At 44.5% G+C, this 8,108-nt stretch carries 6 protein-coding genes and 1 tRNA gene; 6 read left to right on the top strand and 1 reads right to left on the bottom strand.

Translation table 11 applies throughout. The features are described 5' to 3' along the window. Positions 1-45 precede the first annotated feature (45 nt). Positions 46-121: transfer RNA gene (locus BCT34_RS00925), tRNA-Gly, on the top strand. 632 nt (positions 122-753) lie between these two features. Here BCT34_RS00925 and queG read toward each other — a convergent pair. Then, positions 754-1,914 (bottom strand): tRNA epoxyqueuosine(34) reductase QueG, encoded by a 1,161-nt coding sequence (gene queG / locus BCT34_RS00920; RefSeq protein WP_076650852.1) that lies wholly within the window; start codon positions 1,912-1,914, stop codon positions 754-756. A 240-nt stretch (positions 1,915-2,154) separates the two neighbouring features. On the opposite strand from queG, the gene tsaE reads away from it, so the two are divergent. From tsaE to hfq, 5 genes are all read left to right on the top strand, one after another. Then, complete coding sequence (tsaE, locus tag BCT34_RS00915; RefSeq protein ID WP_004735870.1) at positions 2,155-2,619, top strand: tRNA (adenosine(37)-N6)-threonylcarbamoyltransferase complex ATPase subunit type 1 TsaE; 465 nt, start codon at positions 2,155-2,157, stop codon at positions 2,617-2,619. After that, the gene (locus BCT34_RS00910) at positions 2,613-4,328 is read left to right on the top strand and encodes an N-acetylmuramoyl-L-alanine amidase (protein WP_076650853.1); all 1,716 of its coding nucleotides are present in this window, start codon (positions 2,613-2,615) and stop codon (positions 4,326-4,328) included. The genes tsaE and BCT34_RS00910 overlap by 7 nt, the downstream gene beginning before the upstream one ends. Before the next feature lie 102 nt (positions 4,329-4,430). Next, on the top strand, positions 4,431-6,620 hold the full coding sequence (mutL, locus tag BCT34_RS00905) for a DNA mismatch repair endonuclease MutL (protein ID WP_076650854.1): 2,190 nt from the start codon (positions 4,431-4,433) through the stop codon (positions 6,618-6,620). 98 nt (positions 6,621-6,718) lie between these two features. After that, entirely contained in the window at positions 6,719-7,651 is a 933-nt protein-coding gene (miaA, locus tag BCT34_RS00900; RefSeq protein WP_076650855.1) for a tRNA (adenosine(37)-N6)-dimethylallyltransferase MiaA, read from the top strand. A 193-nt stretch (positions 7,652-7,844) separates the two neighbouring features. Then, complete coding sequence (hfq, locus tag BCT34_RS00895; RefSeq protein ID WP_017059927.1) at positions 7,845-8,108, top strand: RNA chaperone Hfq; 264 nt, start codon at positions 7,845-7,847, stop codon at positions 8,106-8,108.

The raw sequence follows: 8,108 nt of genomic DNA, 5'->3' as shown, positions 1-8,108 counted from the left end.
AGCGCTATCTGTTGCCCAAGGCAGTAAGAGCAGCGATTAACTAATGCGATACTAGCTCAGTTGGTAGAGCGCAACCTTGCCAAGGTTGAGGTCATCGGTTCGAACCCGATGTATCGCTCCAGCTTTCTTCTACAAAGCTATTAAGACTCTTTAAACCACCGTGTTTTTCTTTAGATCACAGAGTTTAAAGACGACCTTAAAGGTCACGCTCTTTCTTTAATGCTGCGAAGCATAATCCCCCCAAAAAGCAAATAATCCTCCATCATGGTGGATATTTTTTTGTCTTAAATTTTTCTTAGCAACTGGAATGCTAGTAAACATCAGGTCTCTGAAGCAGATACTTGAGGTTTTTCACATCTATAAACAGACTTATCCACAAAATGTTAGATGTGGATAACTTGGTTGATAAAGTTATTTCAGGCTTAATTCTTTACCTATCCCTAAAAGATCTTTCTTGTTTTCAATATATTAGATGAATTATGGCGATTGTAACTTGTTGTTTTTTATCAAGTTGGATGCTTATCTTGGATTTGATAAAAGATCGTTAACTTGTTGTTTTTTGATCTTAATCATTTATCGGTACTGTGTTTAACTTTGCGCGGGTGTCGGAAGTTTACGAGAGTTCTGAATTTTTTCCACATTGCTAGAATTGAGAACAAGGTCAAACATTGTTCTAAAATTATGTGCAACGAGTTGTCTTAAATATTGGACTGTTAGTGGGGGCTCGCCTGCCATACATTGGTATATAAAGCGTTAAGCGTCTCTTGGTAGTCCTTTCTCAACAATACGTATCAGTCTGTGCTTTTTGGTGGAGATTTTGCTGTTACTTTTTTGCACACAGTTATCTTGTTGCACGCCGCTAGCGTTAGGTAACTGTTGTAGTTGTTTATTCAAAGCCCACTCAATATGGACATCTAGCATTTCGTTTTTGCCTTGATGGGACTCCAGGGTTTCAACAATGCGTTGTTGAAATGGCGCATTGCCCATCGCAACAAAGATATTGCGCAACCACTGGGTGTGGCCGATACGTCTTATTGCGGAGCCTTCCATTTTCTTTAGGAAGGTCGCTTCGTCCCAACTTGAAAGTGAAACTAGGTCAGCCTCTTGGAAGTCTTCTCTGCGGTGAAAGTCGGTTTGTTCTGTGAGTTCGGCATGACGGTTCCATGGGCAAACTAACTGACAATCGTCGCAGCCGTAGATACGGTTACCAATCGCTTCTCTATACTCTTCAGGGATCACGCCATCATATTCAATGGTTAAGTACGAAATACATTTGCGCGCATCCACCACGCCATCATCAATAATGGCACCTGTTGGGCAAGAAGTGATACATGCGGTGCATTTGCCGCACTCATCGACACTAGGTTCATCGGCTGGAAGAGGGATGTTGACTAACAGCTCCCCTAGAAAGAACCAAGAGCCAGCGTCTTTATCAAGAATTAATGAGTGTTTACCTGTCCAACCCAACCCTGCTTTTTGAGCGAGCGGTCTTTCCAAAATAGGCGCTGAATCAACGAAAGGTCGTGAGTCTAAACCTTCGACCTCTTTTTCAATTCTTTGTCCCAGCTTTTTCAACTGGTTACGGAACAATTTGTGATAGTCGCGGCCTAAAGAATAGCGGCTGATGTAGCCTTGAGTAGTATCGCTTAGGTTAGAGGCAAACTGAGCTTCCGGTGGTAGGTAGTTCATTCGAGCGCTGATCACTCGAATTGTACCAGGGTGAAGTTCATCAGGGCGTGCACGCATCATCCCATGCCGAGCCATCCAATCCATTTCGCCGTGGTGACCCGCATCTAGCCATGCTTGAAGGGGGGCTTCGTGTTCACTTAAATCAATATCGCAGATGCCAACTTTTTGAAAGCCTAGCTCTTTTCCCCAGATTTTAATTTTTTCAACAAGATGGTCTAGATTCATGGCTTAATTCTTATTTTCTCTGTTTTACAATTAGAGATAAGGCTAATTAAAATTAGGTTCGGCAAAAATGGGGGCGGATCTTAACGGATCTTAGTGGTGTTGACCAGAACAGACGCGTTTTGAGCAGTATTTTTCATAGAACTTACACTTGAGTGCTTGTCTCTCAAAAGCATCACGGTTTACTATTCTTGTTCTTTTGATTTTTATATAGTCAACGATCGATTTTTAGAGAACGTATTCATGAGCACGAAACAATTTACTTTGAAAGATGAACAAGCAACGATTCAATTAGGAACGGAGCTTTCTAATCTTTGCTCACAGCAGACGACTATTTATCTGCATGGTGATCTTGGCGCAGGTAAAACGACCTTCAGTCGTGGTTTTGTAAAAGCACTTGGCCATCAAGGAAATGTAAAGAGCCCAACGTATACTCTAGTTGAACCTTATCAACTTGCCGATTGGCAGGTATATCACTTTGACCTTTATCGCTTAGCCGATCCGGAAGAGTTAGAGTTCATGGGAATTCGTGATTATTTTACTCCAGATGCTATCTGTTTGGTTGAATGGCCTGAGAAAGGTTATGGGATGCTACCAGAAGCAGATTTGGATATTGATATTCGTTACCAAGACGATCACCGTATTGTTTCTTTAACCGCTAATAGTGAATACGGACAGCGCTTACTTAGTCAGTTGGAGTTATGTTGATTTCTAGACGCCTTATTTCAACAGTAGCCATGATGGCTGCTGTTTTTTCTGTACTATTTTCTTCACTTGTCTCTGCAAACTCACTGAAAAGTTTAAGGGTTTGGCCTTCTCCTGAAGAAACTCGTGTGGTTATCGACTTAAAATCAGAAGCGGACTTTAGCTATTTCACCCTAAGTAGCCCAAGTCGCTTAGTCGTCGATTTAAAAAATACCAACCTTGCGACTAAGTTACCGGTTGTGGTGAAAGATAGCCCTGTTCTATCTAAGATTCGTAAGAGCTCACCGCCAGACAAAAGCACGTATCGCTTGGTTTTTGAGTTAAAGAAGTCGTCTAAAGCCGAGTTGTTCAAACTGAGCCCGACTCCCGGTGGTCAGTATGGACACCGTTTGGTGATTGACTTACCTCATGGTGCGGCAAGTAAAGCGACATCGACGCCGAGTAAGCCAACGGTAAGTAAGAACATTAATCAGGTTAAGCGCCAAAAAGACATTCTAATTGTGATTGATCCTGGCCATGGCGGTGAAGATCCAGGCTCAATCGGTCCATCTCGTAAGTATGAAAAAGATGCGACTCTGAGTATTTCGAAGAAGCTAGCAGCGCAACTGAATGCGGTTCCGGGAATCAAAACTCGTATGACTCGTAACGCTGACTACTTTGTGAACCTGAATCGACGCGTCGCGATTGCTCGTGAGAATGAAGCTCACCTGTTGATCTCTATTCACGCCGATGCCTTTACGACGCCTCAGCCAAGAGGTGGTTCGGTCTTTGTGTTGAACACTCGACGTGCGAACACTGAGATCTCTCGCTGGATTGAAAACAAAGAGAAACAATCAGAACTGCTCGGTGGCAGCGGCGCTGCGTTCACCGGCAATATTGATGATAAGAACGTAAACCAAACCCTGCTTGATTTGCAGTTTAGCCACTCTCAAAAAGAGGGTTACAAACTGGCAACGGCGATCCTGTCTGAAATGGGTAAAGTTGCTAAGCTGCATAACAGTAAGCCGATCAACACCAGTTTGGCAGTATTACGTTCACCACAGATCCCATCTGTACTGGTAGAAACTGGTTTTATTTCGAACCCGACAGAAGAGAAACTTCTTTTCCAACGTTCGCATCAAGATAAGCTTGCTCGCGCTGTGACTAAAGCCGTTGTTAAGTATTTGAAGGCTAACCCGCCAGAAGGGATTATCTTGTCTAATGCGACGTCATCAACGGGTAGCGTGAGCCAGCATAAAGTGTCTCGCGGTGAGTCTTTATCGGTGATTGCGAGCAAATACGGTACATCGACACAGGCACTAATGAAATACAACAACCTGAAGTCGAGCAGCTTAGCGATTGGCCAGGTGCTGAAGATTCCAGGCAATGCTTCAAGTTCATCATCAAGCAGCGCTGTTAAAACTAAGACCATCACTCACACGGTTAAGTCTGGGGAATACTTAGGCAAGATAGCCAACCGCTATAAAGTATCGGTGGCTGATATTAAACGTGAGAACCGCTTGAAGTCTGAAACGGTAAGAGTGGGTCAAAAGCTACGTATTACGGTTGAGGTAAAGGATATTCCTCTGCGAAAACATAAAGTCGCAAGAGGTGATTATCTTGGCAAGATCGCGTCGAAATACGGCGTGAGCGTCAACAGCATTCGCCAAGCAAATAAGCTAAGATCAGACAGCCTAGCGATAGGCCAAGTTCTGATTATTCCGCATAAGTAATTTAGGAAAGAACTTAGTGGCCTCAAGCGCGGGAATACAAACTTAGAAGTACGAACATAAACGTAAACTGTTCCCACCAATGGCAGTAAGGTAGCAATAAATATGACGATAAAAATACTGCCAGCTCGGCTAGCTAACCAAATCGCAGCAGGTGAAGTGGTAGAAAGACCAGCTTCTGTTGTGAAAGAGTTGGTTGAGAACAGCTTGGACTCTGGCGCCACACGTATCGATATTGATATCGAGAAAGGTGGTGCCAAGATGATTCGCGTTCGTGACAACGGCAAGGGTATCGTCAAAGATGAGCTTGCCTTGGCACTGAGCCGTCATGCGACCTCTAAGATCCATACCCTTGATGACCTTGAGGCGATCGTCAGCCTAGGTTTCCGTGGTGAGGCGCTGGCGAGTATCAGTTCTGTTGCGCGCTTAACCATGACTTCACGCCCAGCGACTCAAGATCAAGCTTGGGCAGCACACAGCGAAGGGCGCGATATGCAGGTGAAACTGCAGCCTGCCGCACACCCCATTGGCACCTCGGTGGAGGTGTTGGATCTGTTCTTCAATACGCCAGCACGCCGTAAGTTTTTACGCACCGAGAAAACCGAATTCACGCATATTGATGAGCTGCTTAAACGCATTGCATTGAGCCGCTTTGATGTGACGATCAACCTTCGTCACAACGGGAAAATGATTCGTCAGTACCGCGCTGCTAAAACCGATGTTCAAGCTGAAAAGCGTATTGCAGCGGTATGTGGTAACCCTTTTGTTCGCCATATGCTTAAGATTGAGCTCGAACATCAAGGTTTGAAACTTCATGGTTGGATCACCACACCTGAGGGGGCAAGACAGCAAAGCGACCTGCAATACTGTTATGTGAATGGCCGTATGATGCGTGACAAGCTGATCAACCATGCAATTCGTCAAAGCTATGAAACTAGCCTGCGTCCAGACCAATTCGCAACCTATGTGTTGTTTATTGAGCTCGACCCACATCAAGTGGATGTGAATGTTCACCCTGCCAAACATGAAGTGCGTTTTCATCAAGCGCGCCTTGTGCATGATTTTATTTACCAAGCATTGAGTGATGGCTTAGCACAGAGCAAGCAAATCGACGCTGCGCCAATCAATCAGTCGGCTTTTCATCAGTCAGAAGAGACACATCATCAGCAAGGTAATACGAGCTCTGAGGTTGGTGATGTTGCTAGTTTTGCTGAGCCAGAAAGCACAGTGTTTAACAGCTCGGAGCAAACCCAAGTTTCTGAAAGGGTGCGCCATGCTATTGAACAAACACCGGCCTACCCGAGAAAAGCTGAATCTGAACACGCTTTTGAGAAGCCTCAACACAGCGTTAATGATAGCGGGCGACACTATGCTCCATCAACCAGCTCAAGTTCATCAGCTGGCCGAGGTTCGTCTGCTAGTGAAAACAGCTTTACCGGTTCTCCTCGTCAAGAGTGGATAGAGTCTCGACCTGCACCGAAGAAAGAAAAAGAACCACACCAACATCATGCTGAACCAGCGCCCTCTAAGCGTGAAGTGAAAGCCTACAAAGAGCTTCTGAAAACGCCAGATTTTGATGATCAAGTTGTAGCCCCCTTATCTACTCAAGAGCATGCGGCACCTGTCGAAACCAGAGATAACATAGAAAATAGAGAAACTAAGCCGACTCAACCGAATTCCTTAAACTCGAAACCAAGAGCACCTGTGACGGATTTAGGAAAAGCGGTCTCGATAGTGGAACGTCAGTACTTGGTGATGGGTAATAAGAATGGCTGTGTGTTGGTTTCATTGGTGAAGGCAGAGTTATTACGTGTTGTTGGTCAGCTTGATACACGAGGTGGTTCGTTAAAAAGCCAACCGCTATTGGTGCCCTTATCGATTAAGCTTGGTTGTGAACTTGTTGAAGTTGCTAAGGCGCTGAGCCAAACGCTGGCATTGCTAGGGATTGAGCTTAAGGCACGAAACAGTGAGGCGGTAATGGTGATGGGCGTGCCTTCTCCATTAAGGCAGCAAAACTTACAAATTTTGATCCCAGATCTGTTATCTTACGCCGCTTCATTAAACGCTCAGATTGATGCTAATCACGCGGCTAATGTTTCCAACGACCTGCTACCATCTTTGGTCAACTGGATCGGGATTCAGACGGCACAAGTAAAAAGCGACTACACTTTATCTGAAGCGGTTCAACTAGTTGGGGAACTTGAACAACTTTGGCATGGTCTACTTCCATTAGATGATCCAGAGTTTGTGAATCCTATCGACTTTTCAGCGACCATTGCCGCGTTTACGGTTTAATTTTTTCGCGACGACATTTGTCTTTTTAGCTGAATACGTCGCGACACAAAAGCCCTTTGCTAAAAAGAGCTAAAACAGAGAAGCAAATACAAAATACCATGACTGAAAAATTACCTTTAGCGTTGTTTTTAATGGGCCCAACGGCATCAGGAAAAACAGATTTAGCTATCCGCTTACGTCAGAAATACCCTGTAGAGATCATCAGCGTCGATTCGGCACTTATCTACAAAGACATGGATATTGGTACCGCTAAACCGGATGCGGAAGAGCTTGCGCTCGCGCCTCATCGCTTGATTGATATTTTGGATCCAAGCGAAGCGTATTCTGCGGCAGATTTTCGTCGTGATGCGATCAATGAAATGAATAAGATTGTAGCGGAAGGCAAAATTCCGTTACTTGTTGGTGGCACAATGCTGTACTACAAAGCATTGTTGGAAGGTTTATCGCCATTGCCAGCAGCGGATCAAGAGATTCGTAAGCAGATTGAAGCAGAATCTATCGAGCAAGGTTGGCAGGCATTGCACGATCAATTAAGAGAGATAGATCCCGTATCCGCTGAAAGAATACACCCAAATGATCCACAAAGGCTTTCAAGGGCATTGGAAGTTTACCGAATTTCGGGTAAAACATTAACAGAGCTAACTCAAACGAAAGGCGATAGCCTGCCATTTCGTGTAAAACAATTTGCAATAGCTCCCAAGGAAAGGAAAGAACTCCATCGCCGCATTGAGCTGCGTTTCGAGAAGATGATAGCAGCGGGATTTGAAGAGGAAATGAAGGCGTTGTACGCCAGAGAAGATCTTCACCCTGAACTGCCATCGATCCGATGCGTTGGTTATAGGCAGATGTGGGATTATTTAGACGGTAATTGTGATTTAGACGAAGCGGTTTTCCGTGGTGTCTGTGCAACCCGTCAGTTGGCCAAGCGACAGATCACCTGGTTGCGCAGTTGGGATGATTTAACTTGGTTAGATAGCGAAAACATTGATCAAGCGTTAGAAACTCTTTCAGATGCAATAGCATCTGATTAGTATTGCTGTGTATAATGTGATCGCTTTTGCGTGAATATACTCTGGAAAGGATCCGTTATTGAGGCTTTTAAAAAATCACAGCCTTTCAATAACAACGGAGTTTTTTTATTCATTTAGCTCAGATGCAAAGGCCGCACCTTTTTGTGCACCACTAGCTAAATAATTACAACAAAATACAAATAAGGAAAATAAAATGGCTAAGGGGCAATCGCTACAAGACCCATTCCTAAATGCACTCCGTCGTGAGCGCATTCCAGTCTCTATCTATCTTGTTAACGGCATTAAGCTGCAAGGTCAGATCGAGTCTTTCGATCAATTCGTGATCTTATTGAAGAACACAGTAAACCAAATGGTTTACAAGCATGCGATTTCTACTGTGGTTCCTGCACGTGCAGTTAGTCACCACAGCGGCGAGCAACGCACGCCATCTGATCGTCCAGAGAAGACTGAAGATTAA

Source organism: Vibrio sp. 10N.261.45.E2, from assembly GCF_002875705.1.
Classification (GTDB): domain Bacteria; phylum Pseudomonadota; class Gammaproteobacteria; order Enterobacterales; family Vibrionaceae; genus Vibrio.
The sequence above is the reverse complement of the archived record's forward strand: the minus strand, read 5'-3'. Positions and strand labels throughout refer to the sequence as shown.

What these genes read in the sequence shown, in the direction of transcription:
- queG (WP_076650852.1), bottom strand. Translation starts at nt 1,914, where the DNA reads ATGAATCTAGACCATCTTGTTGAAAAAATTAAAATCTGGGGAAAAGAG.
- tsaE (WP_004735870.1), top strand. Translation starts at nt 2,155, where the DNA reads ATGAGCACGAAACAATTTACTTTGAAAGATGAACAAGCAACGATTCAA.
- miaA (WP_076650855.1), top strand. Translation starts at nt 6,719, where the DNA reads ATGACTGAAAAATTACCTTTAGCGTTGTTTTTAATGGGCCCAACGGCA.
- hfq (WP_017059927.1), top strand. Translation starts at nt 7,845, where the DNA reads ATGGCTAAGGGGCAATCGCTACAAGACCCATTCCTAAATGCACTCCGT.
- BCT34_RS00910 (WP_076650853.1), top strand. Translation starts at nt 2,613, where the DNA reads ATGTTGATTTCTAGACGCCTTATTTCAACAGTAGCCATGATGGCTGCT.
- mutL (WP_076650854.1), top strand. Translation starts at nt 4,431, where the DNA reads ATGACGATAAAAATACTGCCAGCTCGGCTAGCTAACCAAATCGCAGCA.